A 17,815-nucleotide genomic window follows, 5' to 3' on the forward strand; every position below is an offset into this window, starting at 1 on the left:
TTGGCTCATGCTCATCACACGAGACCAACAGACTTTGTAAAATGATAGCAAACAGCCCGCAAAAAATAGAAAAATATGTTCTTCTCATTGTCTTTTAATTATAATGGAATCTTAACTCCCAGTGAAACACCAGTCTTGAACCGATCTTTAGCTCTAATGGTAATGTCTTCCTTGATAGCAAAGAATACACTCCAACCATCATATAGGTTATAAGTATGTTCATACCCCAAATGAGCAGCACCTATAGCTTTCTCAAAATCACTACCAGCACTGGCACCGATTCTTAAGCTACCGTGATGGTTGCGGCCTCTTGTTACACAGGGCTTATAAGCAACGCCAATCATCCAGGTGTTATAATGATGCCAAAATGATTTCGGAGTAATGTGTCCAGCTTCCGGGTCATCTGCATATTGAATGGAGTAACTACCAAAGTACTCCCAGGCATGATGATAGTCACCTTCCTTCTCATAGGCCAGAGTAGCTTCCATGGTCTTTGGATATAAGACACCCAAGGAAACTTGAAGGTGGCTTCCATGACTTTGTGCCACCATACTGGTAGGAATACCTATGACCATAAAGGACATAAGCACTGCTTTTTTGAACTTCTTGATTATTTTGTCCATGTGCTATAGTTACTTTATTGTTCTCTTAATAGAATGGAGTCGAAGGAATCCGCAGCAAGCAAATCCTCATAGTCCAGATTGATGGATATATTTCTACCGCTAATTTGCTTTTCACTCAGAGAGATGCTCAATACCTTGTCGTTAGGAAAGGTCATCTTTATAATCCGCAAAACGAAATGTTCGTCAATCGTAAAACGAAACGATATATTTTCAAAACGAAACGTATATTTTTCGTTTCTCCCTCCATTACACAAATAATGTGATTATAATCGCTTTTTAACGGCATTATAATCACATTATTTTTTTATATATCCTCATACTCTGACTTAGCGTCGAAACAAGGACACCATTTCTTCCATTTTTGGGGGTCGCTACCCCAAATATCTCTATGTCCCATAATTTGTGCGCCAGGGTATTGACGATGCAGCTCTATAAGCAATGATCTTAAAGCTATTTTTTGCGCTTCCGTTCGATTATCAACAGGCTTACCCTTACTATCAATACCACCCACGTATGCTACATTAATGGCAGTGGAGTTGTAGCCTTGTACTCCGTTACTGACCTTACTAATATCTAATAACTGATGCACAACACCATCCTCGGTCACTACCTTGTGATACCCTGGGTTCTTCCAGCCTTTCGCTCTGAACTCTGCAAGGAGTTCCTTAACTCCCCATTTCTGGCTCGAAGCCGTACAATGAACGAATATTCTTTCAATCTTTCTCATTTTACATAAAAATAAAATAATTAATAAGACTTCCAAACACTATCACTACCGAATACCTTATCACGTCTTCCCACTCGAAATGTGAGAGGCAATAATGCTTATATTGATACATTTCTCTGCTTACCATTACAAGCAAAGCAAACAATCCTGTCAATATACCCATCAGTAGCCAACAAGCAAGACCGATACAGTCTCGCTTGTTGAGAGTAAATAACCTTTTCAGCATACGCAAAGCCAATAGGTAAGATATACATCGAGGAATGCCGCCACCTCTGCCCAATAGCATCCGACAGCTTTCGGCTTTGCAGCAGGAGGGAAATAGATAATAAGCACCGCAATAGCTAATAGTAGAGTAGGGGCAAGATTGACGCTTGAACACCAGCCTACACACCCGATAGCTGCCACAATAGCGCCACCTTTATGAATAGGGTAGGTGTCCTTATCTATATAATTAGGCGCTGCGCCTACAAACATTAATCCAGCGCACCCCAAGAAGACAAGGCATTGAATACCCTTATCAGAGCCGAGCAGAGGAATGAGCATGAGAATAACACTCGTGAACATGACAAGCGTGAACACCCAACCATAATTGCACTTGCGTTTACCTCCGACAATCTCACTGTCAGCACAATTCTGCAACTGATAATACACATCGCTCACCATATCCGGAACACCGAACCGCATAGCTGCGAGAAGAAGAAATCCTCCAAGCAAGAGGAATGAAATAATACTTAATACATACATAATTTTTCATTTTATTTAGTTAAACATCACTATCATTTTCCCAATGCCAGGGAAATGATATTATATTTTTAGATTGAGCTTTTCAGGATAGCCCGTCTTGTAATCATAGGCTTTCACCTCTTCGATGGTCGTCAACTTATTAACCTCTGCCTGATGAGTTGCGGTCACATTGTAGCAATCTTTTGCATACACCTCAATAGTACAGATAAGGTCTTGAGCCGCTGCGATGGGCATGACTAAACACTTTCCATCAAGCCAGAGACTCGTTTCTTCTCGACCCTTATAAGCAATTCTCTCATTACCGGCAAATACACGATCTCTCAGGTTGAAGTCGAGCCAGTGCTGCTCCCCGTTAAGGTAAAACGCATTGACGGCAGGAGATTTGTCGTAGGCAGTAATCTCTGCTATCTTATCAGCCTTTGCCTGTTCAAGTTTCAGTGCATCCATCTTAACCGAAAATTCAACAAATGCCTTCTGTATTTCTTCCTCGTCAAAGGCAGAAACTGCCATGGAGCACTCATAACATTCGTATGCGCCTAATTCCTTATTAAGCGCTTCCCCGATATGATAAATCATCAAGCTTCCAAGCTCATATTGCTTTTTGAAAGCTGCTTCCGGGATAATTGTCCTAATAAAATTAATCTTCATAATCGACATTTTTATAATTAAACCTTAAATTTATTCATAATCTTGATAACCTTCATATTCTTACAATAGAGTCTGTCTTTGTGTGGCATCATCATCCAGGCTTTGCGCCTTATGTGATAGCTGTCACAATAGGCAAGCAGTCCCATCAGACTATTGATGCGTCCGACGTATCGTTTTAAGACCTGGCTCGTGGGATTTTCGATCATCCCGAGCTCGTCTATCACGGCATACAGTCGTTCCACTGTCTGTCTGTTAGGAACAAGTCTGTGAGGTCTTATCATCGTGCCGATGAATCGAACGCCATTGCTCACTCTCTGCAAGGAGATTTTGCGAGGATGTAGCGTCAATCCTAATTCGTCTCTCAGATATATCCTGCCATCTTGCAGGATGCGATGAAGCAGTCTTCTATCCCTGTTGATGACGATGAAGTCGTCGACATATCTGCCATATCCACCGTCCGTACCCACCGCCGAGACCATCATCTTATCGAAGTCGGACAACAGCAAATTGGCAAGCAACTGACTTGGAAGATTACCGATAGGAAGGCCCTTATTCTTGTCACATGTGAACAGCGACTTATTTTTGGGCAGTATATCGAATAACTTCAGGTTGCCGGTCTTGACGCAGTTCTTTGTTGGATCATGCAACACCACTATCTTCCACAACCATAGCCACCACTCGATATCCTTACCACGATACTTCGTCCTAATCAGCCGTTCCAGTTTGTCATATAACATTTTTCTATCGATACTCATGAAAAAGCCCTGAAGGTCGCACTTAAGAACCCAAGCCTCCCGAGTATAGCCTTCGCTCACCCGTTCCATCTGGGCCTTAACCTGCTCGACACCGTAAAGAACACCCTTACCTTGCCTACAAGCAAATGCGCTATCGGTCAGTTCGTCCTCAAGAATATCTCCAAACTTCAACGCAAGAAGATGATGCACGACTCTGTCGCGGAAATGAACACAGAACACCTCCCTCAACTTTGGACGAGTCACACAGAAAGCCTTGCTTGGACCTATCTTGTAGGTCAGCCGGTTAAGGTCTGCGTACAGCTGATAGTTGTTGATTATCGCCTCTGCCTGATAGCTTACACAATCGTCGGTCGAAGTCTTATGCTTGCAGCAGTCGATATACGCCTGTCTAATATCCTCGATGGAGACATACTCTTGCATGATAATTTGATTGTTAGATATACAGAAGGATGGCGAAAAGAATCGGGCATCATCAATATGTGATAATCGAAAACTGGCAGTACGACGTTGCTGTTCGTCTTGTTGTTGTTGTTCGCACCACTGTTGTAGATCCAGGCGTTACCAGCGCCGTTCTGCGTTACCGATGCCTTCTCCCTTTAAGGTCTGACCACTTCTTCTGAAGAAGTTGCGTGGCGGCATCCCTTGTCATCATCTGATGGCGGCACTCCCACGTTGCCTTAGCTTCGTGGCTCTCACCTCTGCGAAGATCCGAGAGAACTCCTTCGCCATCCGTATGCAAATTGTAGCAGCCTGTCTGTGAGTTTCGTCAGGTTTGTGGCCTTTCGAACATCAAGATAGGCGAGGTCGTCGAAAATGCCGACGAATGTGCGTATCTCCCGGACAATCATGATATACTCGTCTATATATTCCACACGTCTTGCCATGCTGCCGTTTGCCAGATACACCAAGTCCAAGGCTCTTGCTGACTTCTCTGTCATCCGTTCGTAGATACCATATCTCACCACCTTGCTAACATTCCTTCCGTATTCCAACAACAGCTTGCAGAGCAAGCGTGTATCCTTGTATATTCCCAATCCTTCCGCTAACATCCTTCTGTTTTATTTATGTTAATTAATTCACTAAAATTCACGCCCCTTGCCGTTGCCTCTTTTTACTCCTTAGTGAGCTGGGGTTGTCAAGAGGTAAAGAGGCGAAGAGGTCAAGGGCAAGCGAAAACTGGCAGTACGACGTTGCTGTACGTCTTGTTGTTGCTGCCCGCACCACTGTTGTAGACCCAGGCGTTACCAGCGCCGTACTGCGAACTGGTCCATCGCCAATTGCTCATGACGAACTTGTAGTAGGCGTTTCCCACGTCCTCGCCATACAATATGGTCAGTATCTGTTTGATAGGACTCGCATTCGCCATGTGGATAAATTCCTGTCCTGCCGACATTTTGAACCCATGCAGCTCCTGACCACCAATACTGAATATCTGGTTGTAGGCGTAGTCTGCCGCCGGCACGGAAAGGCTTCGCTCCTGTGCCTCCTGCCGGATGAGAAAAGTGCCCGACTCGCCATTGTAGTAGTTGGCGTCTGAGCTAACATTGCCGTTTGAGGCGATGCTTGTAAACAGCAGCTGCTGTGTACACCATGGCAGCTTGGGCAACTTGGACATATTTCTAAGGTCGGAGGTTCTAATCATGAACGTACCCTTATTGATCATCAAGGTGGAGTCCGCCACCTTTAGTGCCACAACATCCTCGCTGTCTCTGCCAGTCGCGACCCAACTGTCGATGTAATACTCGTTGAGATCACCATCCACTACAAAGACGCCTGCCTTAAATTGATACATCCTGTAATCCAATAATCTTTGCGGAACCGCCGCCGTGTAGGTCCTTGTGTTTTTGTTGAAACTGACATAGTAACCTTCTTGATTCTCGACCTTGACGGTATATTCCTTGCCGTAAGGCACATAGACTGTCACCTGTCCCTTGCTGTCAGAGTGATACTCAACGATCTTCTTGTCATAGGTTACCGACACAGGGATACCCTCGTAAGCGACGGCCTGGTTGTCTGCCCCATACTTGGTGACCGTCACCACCACCTTCTCACTTGAATCCTCGTCGTATGGCAGATAGCTTAGGTTAATATCTCGACTCTCCAATACGGCGGTGAATCCCACAGGAGAGATTGGCTGCGCATTTCCATACTGAGGCACGCTCAGTTCATAATACTCACCTCTATGAACCTTGAAAACAGCCTTGCCATCATCATCGGTAACGAACGTCTGCGGCGTGGTGCCGTGGTTGTATCTCACAGCTATCGAGATGCCGCCTACCTTTACGCTCTCCACCGACGAAGTGATTGTCACCGTCACCACCTCATCGATGTCGCCCAAGTTGATACTCTTCACCTCCCCTTGCCGGTTGGTCACGGTAAGCACGTGATCAACGAGGTCTGCGTTGACATTCTCGGCTGCCGACAGGGCGGTCTTGGCGTTCTTCGAAGCCTCGCTCGCTGTGTCCGCCGCTCTCTGAGCTGCATCCACAAGTCCTTTCGCCTGCGAGATGAGTTGCTCTAATTCCACGCTTGGAGGCAGTATCACCAAGGAGGTGTCCATCTCTACGCTGTTGTCTCCTTCGTCAGTTTCTCCAAACTCGGTGTCGCCGTCCTTATTGTACTCCACGATGGCTATCTGCTCGTATTCCTTGCTCTGCCATGCGTTGCCCAATTTTCTGCCGCTCACCACGAGCGAATAGACATCCTTCTTAACGCGGTCGCCCTTTACTTCAGCGATGATTACGTTGTCGTGCTCAATGTCGAGCGTGTAGGCGAGGGTAAGGATGGAGAAGCTGCCCACCAGCTGCACCTTAATGTCAGTACACCCTGTCAATGGGAACGGCACGATGTCGCCGTTTACTTTCTTCGACACCGGAATCTTCAGTGCGAAGTCATTTCCTTTCACTATTTTTTTCATAAGCTTATATAAAATTTATTATGGACGATAATTCATGAATTGCAGTTGCCAAGCCCCACGGATAAAAACAAGGATAGTAAACTGTCCTATCGTTCCCGAATAGAATCTATTGCCGGTATCGTATCTCGTCTGACCACCCCAATATATCGTATCGCCTTTAGGAGGAACGATATATACCCTTTTGTCATTACCTTGAATAATTATCAGCGTCTGACCATCAACAGGATTGGCAGGAAGTGTTAACGTCATATCAGAAGGATTTGTGCAAATAACGATTCCGACGCCGTTTGATATTTGCTGAGTATCACTAATAATCTCTGTGTTCGGTGCTAACGCTCCTCGTATAGCGCCGTTTGTCTGTATAGCCGTTGGTGTACCCGAAAAACCCTTGGCAATAACATTTATAGCCAACGCAGGCGACTCTTGTTTACTCTGTTCAGAATAAATATACTGCACTGGTTCGTATTGGGTATTATAATCATAATTTGTTGGAAGATTTACGTTGTTTACCGAACCTTTACAGACAATTCTTGCAGCATCTCCAAACCACACGGCATTAAAATAATTTAGAGTTGACTGATATGAAAACTCCGTACAGGACGCACCTACGCGAAAATAAGCAGTATTAGGTGAACCACCTCGGACAAATAACGGGCAATACTGAATACCAGTTACAACAGTTGCACCATTATATTCTGTACACTCCGCTTGCATAATATCCCCCCAATTATCATCCTTTTTAATGCTCCATATTCCGATTTTGCTATCTCCTGTGACATTAAGCTTAGTAGCTGTAATCACCTGAGCATTGATACCTTTAGCTACGACGTCTCCTGCGTTGATGAATTTCGCATTGAGCTTTCCATTTTGAAACATAGCAGCTTCGTCATAACCCTCTGAAGGATTGGCTTTCGGGGTTTTTACCTGTACTTTGTTTCCGTACAAGGTAACTTGGTCGCTCGTAATCTCTATACCTGCTGCCTTCAGGCTCGCCTTATCCACAAGGTCACTTTTGCGCTCGGTGTATTCGGTAACAACCGCACCAGCTTCGAGCTTCGGCTGAGCAATGTAGCAGTTAGTTATAGGTGCATCACCTTCGCTGCTCTGTATCGTTCTGTTGAGTCTCAAAAGGACATACTTGTGCGAGCTGTCTGATGGTCGCCAATGTACCCAATATTTTTTCCAATCGCTCGTCAGTTGGAAATTTGCTGCTCCATCTACTCTCGTAGCTGTTTCTCCTAAAGAGCTCTCAACGAATACGTCTGTCTCAGGGCTGTAGAAGTATGCTGTCAACTTACCAGTTCCCTTAGCCATGAACGAGAAAACGTAATCCTTGTTAGCCTCCAAGCCGAAAGGAACGAATCCCCCCGATTCTAATTTTCTCCATTCAAGAACATTATAATAGTAATCATTACCGACACTCTCAAACTCGCTGCCGTTGTACCTGTAGCATATTTCGGTATTACGTACACAGTATGTATCACCATACACGTTTCCCGAAGATGGGAGCTGGCTAAAGCTATTAACAGTTCCTTTCAGCACATAAGAGAACGACTTGTATATAGACGTGCTCTCGCCAAATCCTGCTGGAGTCAGCGAACCGTTAACATCGTATAGTGTACCCGACTTATCGAGCGACAATGTATTATCGAGCATGTTGCCACCTACGTAATCGTAATCCTCTGTCGATAGCGTCCAGCCATTATAGGTATCGCCTTCCTCGACCATCGGGCGACAAATCCAAGCTTCAATACGACCATAATTGCCGTTGTTATATTCAAAAAAGTTGAAGGCAATATAGTCATACTCCGCATCGGTTGTATCTATAATCGCCACGAATAATTCCCACTTATTCGCACTTTTGCAACGGAAAGAACTATTTGTGAGATATTTTGGACCTCCCATTCTTTGCGCGTTCGTCTGCTTGTCTGTATATAATGCTTCAAGGCAAAAGATTCCATTTGTGTCATTCGTCTTACAATAGCATGATATAACGTACTTCTTGCCCTTTGTTATCTTCACACTCTTACCTCCTTGCGAACCATCCCAGAAAGCGCCACAATAATGCGGTGTCCCATCCGTATCATCAATAATCTTGGCGCAGTTTGTACCCTGATAGCCAGAATTTATCTCGATACTTGCGGCATAGTTTAGAATACGATTATTATCATCACGCAGGAACGCACTACCTATAAGTAGGTTTCTTCTGTCGATTATCTTCTCGCTTACCGAAAGTGAGATTTCCCTTGCGGTCTGCTCAAATTTCGACGTTGCGTCCTCCAGCTCGTCTTTAGTTGCAGCATTCTTTGACAATTCATCAAATTGTATCTTGTAGCTCTTATTATTAACAACCACAGAACCCGTAAACTTCGCAACATTGACCTGTACGTTGACCGTAGCCCACACAAGGGTGCTCCGTTCTCCGAACACATCAATCGGGAACGAAATCTGTCCGCTCGACTTGCTTACCATTACATCTTCGCTAATAGTTTCCGTCCCTATGCTTGAGATGGTAATTCTTGCCTCTCCATCAACATTAGAAATATCACCTTCCACGTTTGTGGATTTTTTCGTCTCATGATTACTTGGAAGAGAAAGATTATTTGCACTTATCTTTTGATTACCCTTATAGACAGTCACAGTCGCATATTTACCGCTTAATGTAGCTGAATCAACAAGACCGTTATCGTCTGTATCGAACACGAGGGTGGCTGGAGATACTTCTACTCTGTAGGCATCCTCGCCAGGTGTACCATCCTCGCCTGTTATCTTCACAGGTTCTGACCAAGGAAGTACAGCCTTTCCGTCTTTCAAAGTGGCTTGGCTCATCCACACCGTAGATGGCATAGAGACGAGATTGTCGGATAGGTCGAAGCGGAATAAGCCATAGTCTCCGTTGCTATTACCACTGCTGTCCTTACAATAGGAGACATAGAAGAAATGCTGTCCTGCCGTAGTGACATGGTAAGAATATGAAGTTTCTATTCCATTACCAGATATATATGCAACACCCTTCTTTTGAAGGTTGTTTGAACCAGTTATCTCTGTATCAAGTTCATGAACTTGAACGAAGTCAAAGTTAGCCTCGGAATAAGCCTTAATAACAGCATTAACGTCCAAATTATCTACATTTGTAGAGAAAGACACTTTCATTATTGCCCATCCATAGCTATCAGACAACCCAGCAGGAGATTTTCGCCATGTTTCTCCACTATCAGAAACTTCCGACCACTCCGAGGTACTATATCCGCTCGTAGTGCTATCGACGCTGTAATTTCCGTAGCTAACGTTGCTCACCTTGTTATAAGACCCACCTTCCCGAGGTGTGCGAGACCATCCGCCAGACAGCTGAGACAAATCTTCAACGGTTGGTTTTGAAGGTTGAGACGTAGCGTTTTTGTATGCCATGACCACACCCTCACCGCTCTGACCGAGAGTAAACGAGGCAGCAGCGAGCTTTGTCGTATGATTTGCATCATCATACAACTCGACGGTAATGTGAGATTTCCCTTCTATCTCGGAAGGGAAAGCGTTATAAATGTCAATATAACTAACATTACTACCATTAAGTCTGTTGGTCATGCCGTCACTCACTGCGTCATCAACATAAACAACACAGCTACTATCAGGGAGTCCTATCTGTTCCCTCGTGCCGCTCGTAATATCTGAGCCAACAGACTTTGTATAGGTTACATACAAAACCTTTCGGTCTGCACCAGCAATACTTCGTGACGCTGTGTACAACTGGATTCCGTAAGATACAGCATCATCACCTTTCTCGCCCTTACCTCCGACAAGAACCTTTTTCCAGTTAGGCGAGCTATCTAAAGGCTCATCGGTGACACCAACACCAGAGTTGGCAACACATACCCACACGGCATTATCATGATTTACTTGGTCGTTCTTGTGGTAGGTGTTTCCGTCCACCCAATCGCCACGATAGTTGATGATGTTGATAGTGCTGCCATCATCGGAAATCCACTCGAAACGAGAAGAATTGATTTTCGTTCCTCCTTTTGGAGAGGTCTCAAACACCGACAGAGACACCTCTTTATCACTACCATTTACACTTTTCGTAAAAGTATGCTTATATTCTGTGATATTGGCAAAACAAGCGATACGAGGGGCATAGTCACCCGTAGTCTCTAAGACGATTACATTCTGTCTGTCCGTCTTGTCGTATTCCTGCTGACCATTACGATGTCTGTTTCCATCAAGCACGATTGTGTCACCCTCGGCAGGAATGCCTTTTGTCTCAGTAGGTGCTTTATCCTCTGTAGTATATCCGTCGATGTCTTCAGAATGCTTACCTATGACAATCCATGCGAACGCCTGCCCATCATACAGTTCCACCTGCACTTCCCTTGTCTGCTCGTTGCCATCCTCATCGCGATAAGTCTCCGTCTTAGTGCCGTATATCTTCTCGTTCTGCGTAGATATACCACCATCAGGGATAGTTCGCCAGTAGCTCTTGTTGCTTGCATCGTTGTACGTTCCACCAGACGTAATTTCGCCAATAGTCTTGCAGCGCACTTGGTCCCCCTCCTGCCAGTAATTCATCGTAGCAGTAGTTCCGTCGTCAGCCAAGAGATAGCACTTCCAGCCAACGCATTCCGCATCATCCTCAGTTGTTTCTACCCAAGTTTTCACACCACCATCCGATACCGATTGCTTGACAGGCACAACCTTGATAAGCTTGCTGCCTGCGCCCGATAGATAGATATTGCCTCCCGAATAAGACAGTTTACGCACCTCTAACTCATGGAATATCGCCTTGCCCCAAATGGTGAGGTTGGAGAAGAAGGCATGATACTTGCCACTCTTCTCCTTCTCGATAGAAAAACCCTGCTCAGCCGCATTATCGTAATCAATGGATTTGATAGCGTCAAACACCGCTTCACCCAGCTTAGTAATCTTTGCATTATTGCCGAACTTTGCGCCCATCATTAAATCTGCAAGACCTTTAGCAATAAGACCTTTCGCAAAGATCACCATACCCTTTACTACCTGAGGATCCACAGTATCTTTCAGACTCAAATACTGCTGTAATATTTCCGCATCCTCATGAAGGTTGCCCGCCTCAGAGGCGTAGACTGCATTCTGTGCCGATGCAGCCGTACCTGCATAGGTTGCCTGATCTGCAACTTCTGCCCGCTTGGTCTTATCAGCCCTGGCAGCGTGCTCAGCTTCAGATATAACTCCGGATATATACTTAGTCGAGGAAGATGATCCGGACGAACCTCCCGTCTTCTTTGGCTTGGCAAAAGTCTTAATTTCTATCATATTATAATCCTTTTATAACACTATTAAAATCACTTTAGAACAACTCTCTCATCGTCACCACAGCAGTACCCTCAGCGAGATTCCTGTCCATACCCTGCACATAGAACCGTTTACCGATCACAGGAACACTAAAGATGCTCGCAAAGCTAAGCCCCTTCTTTGGCTCGATGACGTTCTGCGTCATCACCACCCTCGGTTCGTGCCATTCCTGCCAGTATGCATCCACATACAACTTCTCCGGCTTATCCGCCAAGTTCTGGTTGCGGTCATAGATGCCGACAAGTGCATTCTTGGTCGCCTCGTTCTGTGGAGATGATAGTTTCACCGCATTATTTACCCCTAACGCCTTGCACTCCTTCGAGGTGAGCGCGGTGGTAAACCGAAACTCCAGGTCATCCTTTCGGTTGACGAAGTTTTCGCCGGTATCACTCTTATATACGATATCCTTTTCATCACTTACCGCACCTATCTTGCCGTTGTCGCTGACCACCTCTATCTTGAACTCCTTCAGCATGATGCTATTGATCTCCTGCAGGAGAAGATGACTATCCTGATACCACTTGGTGTGTCGCCAGAAAGAAGGGTGCCTTCTCGTTATCTCATTCCATTCCGCATTTACGGGCCCGAGTATTTTAAACTGCACACTGCCGCTTATGTGGTCAGACATGCGGATAGGTATCGCAGTACCCTCTGCAGTAATACCCTTTGTATATGGAGCATTCTTGCGGATCTCAAACTCCGTGCCTATAATTTTGTCCCTTAACTTCGGGTCAATGCCGATAGTGAAGCTCTGTGCGTAGTACTCGTCATCCGTTGCGCATTCGCTCCGCTCCTTGTATTTCTTCCATACAAAATCATTCGTATCGCCTTCGCCCTGACTCGTGCCGCCTACCGCATTCTTATCGCCCTTATTGCATTCTACGACGCATTTATCGCCGATAATGAGCATACAGGATATAAGGCCCACTCGCTTGATCGTATCAGTAGCAGTACCAACTGCACTATACTTATATTCATGCTCCTGAGGACCTGTGCCTGTATAAGGATAGAAGGAATGAGAACTTTCTATTTCATTAGCCTTACCATACACCGGTTCCTGGTTCCACTGTTCAGAATACCAATACTTGCGGGTATAATACCTTCCGTCACCATTATTGCGGCTCGGTACGGTCTTATGCCAATAAGAATTAGGATTCTGAAGTGTCGGTTTCCAGTATCCATCAAGCACCATGTGACCATATATATCCGTAACATTCATTACAGGATTAAGGACCATTTTGCCGCTAATCACGATATAATTAATCGTGTCGCTATCAGCAGGCGAAAAAGTACCTCCGCTCTTGTTTCCCGTATATTCCGCTACAGGGCACGACGCAAGAATCTCCTCCTCGGTTGGGTGTCCACTTCTGCCCATGGTAGAAATGATCAGATAGTTATCCATACTCACCGAAGTAACGAGGGAAGACGAGTTGCCGCCATTTTTGCGTTCTATCTTGCCGAAAGCACACACACAAGCACCGATACCAGCTGTAAGACCATTATTCAAGATATCCTGCTGTTTGGTTCCGTCTGCGGGGTATTTCTCGTACATATCTATACGACTGCCGTTTTCTATTCCGTAGAACTTCCAGTTCGTTACAGCCTTCGGCCAGCAGAACCAGTCCACCTGACTGGCATCCTGCCAGTCTGTTTTCTCCCTTCCCGTCGTCATAGCTTTCATGCTATTGTATGCGGTTTTCCCTTCACCTTCAGCTATATACTCGGTCATGTATTTCTGGAAGTTTCCTGCAGCAATCAGCGAATTATCATCGAGCGGACTTTCTATCATGTCATCCACCTCTGTCACGTTATCAGTAAGCAGCAACTCGTTGTATGTTTCACCAATACTGATTTTCGTATCACAGTCAGCCACCTCGATATCCTTACCAACCCGATATGTAGGTATCTCAATACTCTTCTCGGTGCCTTTATCTATTCTATATAAATTCAAATAAGAATTTTTCCGTATCGACTCCCAGGAGAATATATAGAAGACAGTACCTTCCTGCACAATATGCAGATTGAGATACTTCAGTATTTCGTTGAGTACGTCTTCCTGCGTCCACATGTCATCCTCCTTGTCACCAAAGAACAGCAATTCGTTGATACTGATATTCTGGAATATATTATATATTTCGTCACCCGTTCCGTCACTCAACGCTTTCGAGCCATCATACATTATCTTAAACGTACCTCCTCCCATATAATTAGCCGCTTCGCCTACATCATTCAGTATTTCTGCGATGATATCATAGAAAGTACGCTGCGCCGCCTTACCTTTGAGCGCATCATAAAGAACCGCTGCAGCTCCCACATTCCGATAGTTGGAATAAGAGAGGGCAGAAAGGCAGTCGATACAGGTCAGCTCCACCTCGTCATAGTCTTCATTATAGCCCTGGCTAAACGCCTGCGGCTCTATATACCCTGCAAAAATACATTCCTCGTTTCTGAGGATATTCACCACAGCATCACGGCAGGAATTACAGAAGAAGTCCGGCACGAAATTCTTGCACAACAGGCGTACACTTGCCTGATAGCAAAGGAGGTGATCAAACGTATCGTTTACCTGCGAAGTAATCTCCACAGGGTCATCGGTAAAGAATATACCATCCTTTTCGTTGCCAATTTCCACTCTTTGAGAATCATCACCATTCGTAATGATGATTACCGTAATCTTATCTTCCCGATTATTATAAAAATCTCCTTCAAAAAGCATAGTTTCTAAATTTTAATGTTACTACGTCTGCGATTGTTTCTCGTTTCGTTCGCTACCGCCATCACTATATCACGCCCACGGAGTCGGCCGCTGATGCCAAGAGTTGCGCTCATGCCGCTACCGATGCCCTGCAGTCCTGCAGTATTCACCGACACACCCTGTACCGCTGCACCGTTGGCAATGGCAAAGAGTCGTGCCTGCTGGGCTGCATTCAGGATCATCTCGCCAGAGTTAACCCTTACCAAGACCTTATCGCCCGATGTCTGATTGCCGCCAACAATACCACCAGTGGCAAACTGACTGATGGTGGATATGATGCTCGTAAGTTGTGCCGTTCCCGAAATACCGAAAGCAAGCCACTCTATCCAGGTCTTACAGGTACTCATGGCCTGCGCAAAGGAAAGAACAAACTGGCCGATGGCTGCAGCCACCATTCCCGCCTTGGCCGCTGCTGAGTCTCCACCCAACTGCTGCAGGGCAGAACCAAACATCTCACAACTGGCTCCAGCCGCCGCCATACCCTTGGCAGTAGAATCGCTTATGCCGTTGATATCGGCCAAGCCGGTACGCACACTCTCAAAGTTGCTTACGTCTATATTGAAGAGCGAGGAGATATGGTCATAATCCCGTGCCTTGGCTTCCACTTCTGTGTTGATGACAAGTGGCTTATCTGACAGCCTCTGGCGCATTGTCTCCATTTCTTCATCCAGCTGAGCCTTCAGGTTGATTGCAAAAGCCTTTACGTCAACCTTCGGAACATCCTCGATACCGACATCCACCTTCAGCATATATAGCTGGCGCTGGAGTCCTTCTATTTCTGCATTCAGAGCACGGGCAGTCGCCTTGTCGGCTGTGGCGTTGAGCTCCTTCTGCTTCTCGTTGATTTTCTCCTCATACCAGTCGATACTACCTTCTAAGGCTTTCTTGTCCTCAGTTACTCCAGGAGTATTCCCCGTGTTGGTATTACCGCTGCCTCCGGCATTACCGGTCGAACCGGTTGAGGCATTAAAAGAAGGAGGTGTTGCACTATACCCTGCAGTATGCTTATAGCTGATATTCTGGTTCTGCTTGACAAGGGCTTCCATACGCTTCTTGATGTTCTGTTCCTGCCGATACAGATTGGTCACCACCTTGTCCGCCTCTGCCTTCTGGCTGGTGCCAGGCAAGATTTGAAGCCCCTCACCCTTAACATATCCTATTTTATCCCTATTATCAAACTTTTTAACCTTTCCGTTTTTATCGTGCGTATAGTCGTATCGTTGCTGCTGCAGGTCGGCTGCCCGGTTGGCAAGATTACGGATGGTAATCTCGCTGATCATCTGATTACAGTAAGCCTTAGAGTTGGCGGTAAGCGCCTGATACCATTGGCTCACGGTAGAGTAGTAGCCCATCGCTTCACCATACTTGGTGTTCATCTGCTGCACCATGGCCTTCTCCTGTTCCTTGCTTCCCTTGAAGTTCTTCAGGGTAGCGATGTTCTGCGTCATCTCGCTGCGCACGCTCGCCATCTGCTGCGCCGTCTGCTGATGAGCTATCTTTGCCCGCTGCTCTGCCTCCGAAAGATTATCTACACTCTTGACCGCATCATCACTGCTATTCATGAGGTAGTTGATAGCCTCGGTAAGCGCCACGATAGCGATACCTACACCCGTGGAAATCAGCAGGCTTTTGACCGCCACTCCCAATGCCCTCGTTGCTACAGCTGCAGTTGTAGCTCCAACCGCTTCTCCATGCATTGTCGCCGTCAGCACCCTCACTACCGCCGTCATACCCACCTTTGCCCTGCTCGTTGCCTCGGTCACCACCGTCAGAGTACTGAAGGCCTTGATGGCAGCATACAGCGAAGTAGTGAGCTTTACCACACCCGTTATAGTAATGGTTATCTGCGAAGCCATGGTGACGTATGGCGCGATTCCCTGTACGAGTGCGCCCATCTGTTCCTTAATATCACCAAGAGTATTCTCCAGTTGCTTCTGCTTGCCTGCATCTGTCTTGGCCAGCTCGGCATTCATGTTGCCTACATTTTGTGTGATAACCTTAGCAAGCATGGCTGCACGCTCACTCTCGGTACCATACTGGAGCACTTTCTTCTGGGATTCATCAAAGGTAATACCGACACGCTGCAATACTTCCACCTGTCCCTGCATTGCCTTACCCATCATATTTCCGATGCTTACGGCATCCTGATTGGTGGCATTCAGTCCGTTCTGCTGCGCCACAAGGTTATTCATGGCAGGAATAAGTACGTCGAGACTTCGTTTATTTTGCAGAAAGGTAGCCATCTGCTGCGCACCACTCAACTGCACCTCGTCGCCTATTACACCCAACTCCTGCTGTGCCGAACAGAGATTTTTTATGCTCTGTATCTGCTCATCGGTGGCTGCCATGCGTTGGCGCATGATAGTCTCTATTTGGGTTTCTGCCACGAGCTGAACCTGATAAGCAGAGGTTAAGTCGCTTACCACACCCTGCAACTCACCGATAGAGCTTTGTAGCACATCAATAGCTTGCGATGTTTCCGCCCAGGTCAGCACGCTGCGTTTAGCCTTCTCGCTCTCATCTTGCACGGATCGTACAGCTCTGCCCAGTTGTTCTGCATCCATGGTTACCTTCTTAAAGGTCCCCCTGTCATCCAGTTTTATCGTAAAACTTACTTCCTTTGCCATATTTATATCAATTTTGTTTGGTCGTTTCTAATTTTATGTTTATATTTGCAGCGTGTCACGTATTAAACAATAACACAATGGATAAAAAAACTAAAGTCGTCATCAGGAAAAGAGTCCCAAAGAATAAGATTCCAAAGGGTCTCACACGGATAATGTTCACCCTGGCAATATTCTTCTTTATACTCTGCCAGTGGCAGACCAAGGTATTCTTCGATGGAAAACATTCTTTCGAGGTAGTGGCTGCCATGATGGTTTTCGGCAGTCTGTCCGGATTATCCCTTCTATTCTTTCTCGGGCTTCTCGTTAGCAAACTGGGCGACTGAATTATTTAATCCTGGTTATCTTAATCCCGCCCGCTTTTTGGCAGCCCGATACCTCTCCATGATTTCCTCACGGCTCATCGGCTTTTTGTTCTTCACTCCTTCCTCTTCACTCTTCCCTCGTTCCTCCCACGGGAACCTCATGATGTCCTGTGGCGTAAGCTTCGACTTAGAGTAAGGCTGCATACTGCAGAGACACTGCATCCTTATGCGTTCCCATCTGCCTCGCTCCCTGCTTGTCTGCATCTCATTCCATGCCTCATACGCTGCGTAAAACTCCGAAGGGGTGCATCGGCAAAAGTCATCCATACTCATACCAATACACCCCATCGCGATACCCAACAGATGTTCCGCATCCGTAGGTTCATATTTCTCCG

General features: G+C 46.0%; 12 protein-coding genes and 1 pseudogene. 1 reads left to right on the forward strand and 12 read right to left on the reverse strand.

The features are described 5' to 3' along the window. Nucleotides 1-98: 98 nt before the first annotated feature. From KUA50_RS15790 to KUA50_RS15840, 11 genes and pseudogenes are all read right to left on the reverse strand, one after another. Nucleotides 99-584: a hypothetical protein gene (locus KUA50_RS15790; RefSeq protein WP_256624371.1), complete on the reverse strand. Its 486-nt coding sequence runs from the start codon at nucleotides 582-584 to the stop codon at nucleotides 99-101. Between the two features lie 53 nt (nucleotides 585-637). Continuing rightward, a pseudogene (locus KUA50_RS15795) lies at nucleotides 638-826 on the reverse strand (DUF4138 domain-containing protein); the annotation flags it as partial. A gap of 101 nt (nucleotides 827-927) precedes the next feature. After that, nucleotides 928-1,350: an N-acetylmuramoyl-L-alanine amidase gene (locus KUA50_RS15800; protein ID WP_218458092.1), complete on the reverse strand. Its 423-nt coding sequence runs from the start codon at nucleotides 1,348-1,350 to the stop codon at nucleotides 928-930. Nucleotides 1,351-1,569: 219 nt separating this feature from the next. Further along, on the reverse strand, nucleotides 1,570-2,094 hold the full coding sequence (locus tag KUA50_RS15805) for a hypothetical protein (RefSeq protein ID WP_218458094.1): 525 nt from the start codon (nucleotides 2,092-2,094) through the stop codon (nucleotides 1,570-1,572). A gap of 60 nt (nucleotides 2,095-2,154) precedes the next feature. Then, a complete protein-coding gene (locus KUA50_RS15810; protein ID WP_218458095.1) occupies nucleotides 2,155-2,742 on the reverse strand; it encodes a DUF4376 domain-containing protein in 588 nt (195 codons plus the stop codon). A gap of 17 nt (nucleotides 2,743-2,759) precedes the next feature. Beyond that, on the reverse strand, nucleotides 2,760-3,917 hold the full coding sequence (locus KUA50_RS15815; protein ID WP_218458096.1) for an RNA-directed DNA polymerase: 1,158 nt from the start codon (nucleotides 3,915-3,917) through the stop codon (nucleotides 2,760-2,762). 272 nt (nucleotides 3,918-4,189) lie between these two features. Beyond that, nucleotides 4,190-4,546, reverse strand: coding sequence for a hypothetical protein (locus KUA50_RS15820; protein ID WP_318346092.1), 357 nt, complete (start codon nucleotides 4,544-4,546; stop codon nucleotides 4,190-4,192). Between the two features lie 110 nt (nucleotides 4,547-4,656). Further along, nucleotides 4,657-6,414, reverse strand: a complete 1,758-nt coding sequence (locus KUA50_RS15825) for a hypothetical protein (protein ID WP_318346093.1) — start codon at nucleotides 6,412-6,414, stop codon at nucleotides 4,657-4,659. An 18-nt stretch (nucleotides 6,415-6,432) separates the two neighbouring features. Beyond that, nucleotides 6,433-11,697 (reverse strand): hypothetical protein, encoded by a 5,265-nt coding sequence (locus KUA50_RS15830; protein WP_318346094.1) that lies wholly within the window; start codon nucleotides 11,695-11,697, stop codon nucleotides 6,433-6,435. Between the two features lie 34 nt (nucleotides 11,698-11,731). Next, a complete protein-coding gene (locus KUA50_RS15835; protein WP_218456472.1) occupies nucleotides 11,732-14,452 on the reverse strand; it encodes a hypothetical protein in 2,721 nt (906 codons plus the stop codon). Between the two features lie 5 nt (nucleotides 14,453-14,457). After that, nucleotides 14,458-17,118, reverse strand: a complete 2,661-nt coding sequence (locus KUA50_RS15840) for a hypothetical protein (RefSeq protein WP_218456473.1) — start codon at nucleotides 17,116-17,118, stop codon at nucleotides 14,458-14,460. A gap of 77 nt (nucleotides 17,119-17,195) precedes the next feature. Between KUA50_RS15840 and KUA50_RS15845 the strand changes: the two genes are divergently transcribed. Next, a complete protein-coding gene (locus KUA50_RS15845) occupies nucleotides 17,196-17,441 on the forward strand; it encodes a hypothetical protein (protein WP_218456474.1) in 246 nt (81 codons plus the stop codon). A gap of 15 nt (nucleotides 17,442-17,456) precedes the next feature. Here KUA50_RS15845 and KUA50_RS15850 read toward each other — a convergent pair whose 3' ends face one another. Continuing rightward, nucleotides 17,457-17,747, reverse strand: a complete 291-nt coding sequence (locus KUA50_RS15850; protein ID WP_218456475.1) for a hypothetical protein — start codon at nucleotides 17,745-17,747, stop codon at nucleotides 17,457-17,459. Between the last annotated feature and the right edge of the window lie 68 nt (nucleotides 17,748-17,815).

Source organism: Segatella hominis (assembly GCF_019249725.2).
In the GTDB taxonomy this organism is placed as follows: domain Bacteria; phylum Bacteroidota; class Bacteroidia; order Bacteroidales; family Bacteroidaceae; genus Prevotella.

Coding starts and splice junctions, on each gene's coding strand:
- KUA50_RS15790 (WP_256624371.1), bottom strand. CDS start 584: ATGTCCTTTATGGTCATAGGTATTCCTACCAGTATGGTGGCACAAAGT.
- KUA50_RS15800 (WP_218458092.1), bottom strand. CDS start 1,350: ATGAGAAAGATTGAAAGAATATTCGTTCATTGTACGGCTTCGAGCCAG.
- KUA50_RS15805 (WP_218458094.1), bottom strand. CDS start 2,094: ATGTATGTATTAAGTATTATTTCATTCCTCTTGCTTGGAGGATTTCTT.
- KUA50_RS15810 (WP_218458095.1), bottom strand. CDS start 2,742: ATGAAGATTAATTTTATTAGGACAATTATCCCGGAAGCAGCTTTCAAA.
- KUA50_RS15815 (WP_218458096.1), bottom strand. CDS start 3,917: ATGCAAGAGTATGTCTCCATCGAGGATATTAGACAGGCGTATATCGAC.
- KUA50_RS15820 (WP_318346092.1), bottom strand. CDS start 4,546: ATGTTAGCGGAAGGATTGGGAATATACAAGGATACACGCTTGCTCTGC.
- KUA50_RS15825 (WP_318346093.1), bottom strand. CDS start 6,414: ATGAAAAAAATAGTGAAAGGAAATGACTTCGCACTGAAGATTCCGGTG.
- KUA50_RS15830 (WP_318346094.1), bottom strand. CDS start 11,697: ATGATAGAAATTAAGACTTTTGCCAAGCCAAAGAAGACGGGAGGTTCG.
- KUA50_RS15835 (WP_218456472.1), bottom strand. CDS start 14,452: ATGCTTTTTGAAGGAGATTTTTATAATAATCGGGAAGATAAGATTACG.
- KUA50_RS15840 (WP_218456473.1), bottom strand. CDS start 17,118: ATGGCAAAGGAAGTAAGTTTTACGATAAAACTGGATGACAGGGGGACC.
- KUA50_RS15845 (WP_218456474.1), top strand. CDS start 17,196: ATGGATAAAAAAACTAAAGTCGTCATCAGGAAAAGAGTCCCAAAGAAT.
- KUA50_RS15850 (WP_218456475.1), bottom strand. CDS start 17,747: ATGGATGACTTTTGCCGATGCACCCCTTCGGAGTTTTACGCAGCGTAT.